1 protein-coding gene and 1 pseudogene are annotated in these 1,238 nt (G+C 47.7%); both read right to left on the bottom strand.

Annotated features, from left to right (window positions below; all coding sequences use genetic code 11):
• Positions 1-168: pseudogene (locus tag B7Y67_RS18505) on the bottom strand (tRNA guanosine(34) transglycosylase Tgt); the annotation flags it as partial.
• Positions 161-1,201 (bottom strand): tRNA preQ1(34) S-adenosylmethionine ribosyltransferase-isomerase QueA, encoded by a 1,041-nt coding sequence (gene queA / locus B7Y67_RS18500; protein ID WP_293599890.1) that lies wholly within the window; start codon positions 1,199-1,201, stop codon positions 161-163. The gene queA and the pseudogene B7Y67_RS18505, both read right to left, overlap by 8 nt.
• Positions 1,202-1,238 lie beyond the last annotated feature (37 nt).

The raw sequence follows: 1,238 nt of genomic DNA, 5'->3' as shown, positions 1-1,238 counted from the left end.
TTTGGCTTCATTCAAATCCCGAGGTGTCATGGCCTTCACAGTGCCATAGGTTCCCACTGGCATGAAGATCGGCGTTTGAACGCTGCCATGGGGAAGGTCAAGCTGGCCAAGACGTGCAGGGCTTGCAGAGTCACGCGCCAAGATATTGAAGTGAACAGGTTTAGTCATGAGTTTGTCTAGTTAAGAACATCGCATCGCCGTAGCTAAAAAAGCGATATTCATTTTGAATGGCATGTTGATAGGCATGGCGGATATTGTCTACACCAGCAAAGGCACTTACCAACATGAGTAAGGTCGATTTTGGTAGATGAAAGTTTGTCAGCAAACAATCTACGGCTTTGAAGGTGTAGCCGGGAGTAATAAATAAATTGGTTTCGCCGCTGGCTTCTTGGTTTTGAGCCTGACTCTCTAGGGCCCGTAGACTGGTTGTTCCAACGGCAATGACTCTGCCGCCAGCTTGGTGGGTGGACTCTATTGCTGTGATGGTTTCTGCGGGGACTGAGAACCACTCGTAGTGCATTTTGTGTTTACTAAGGTCTTCTTCGCGAACTGGTGTAAAGGTACCTGCGCCTACATGTAGAGTCACAGAGACTTGCTTAACTCCAAGCTCATTTAGCCTCTTCAAAATAGCTTCATCAAAATGTAATCCTGCCGTAGGGGCGGCGACAGCACCAGGGTTTTTGGCAACCACAGTTTGATAGCGATTGGCATCTTCCTGATTTGGTTGATGCTCTATGTAAGGCGGTAGTGGCAATTCACCGAAACGCTCAAGCAAATCAAACACATTCTCTGGAAAGCGCACTTCATAGAATCTGCCGTCATAGTCAAGCATTTCCACTGGGAATGTTTCGCCCGCTTTGTTGTGGACATGGACAATGCTCCCGGTCTTGGGAACTTTGGAAGCTCTAATTTGTACCCAGGCTTGTTGATCGCCGCTAATGCGTTCAATAAGGAGCTCTACATTGCCCCCCGTCTCCTTTTTGCCATGCAGGCGCGCAGGGATCACCTTGGTGTCATTAAAGACGAGTAAATCCCCAGGTTTGATAAGGTTAAGAATCTCTGGGAATTTCCGATCGATCAATTGAGCGACATTACCCCCCTCTATATTCAGTTCTAAGAGGCGACTATCCGTTCTATTAGCCAGGGGATGCTGGGCAATTAGTTCGGGCGGGAGGTCGTAATTGAAGTCGGAAAGTTGCATAGCATTACCATCAGGTATTGGATTTTAACGATGACGA

Source organism: Polynucleobacter sp. 35-46-11, assembly GCF_002281105.1.
The sequence above is the reverse complement of the archived record's forward strand: the minus strand, read 5'-3'. Positions and strand labels throughout refer to the sequence as shown.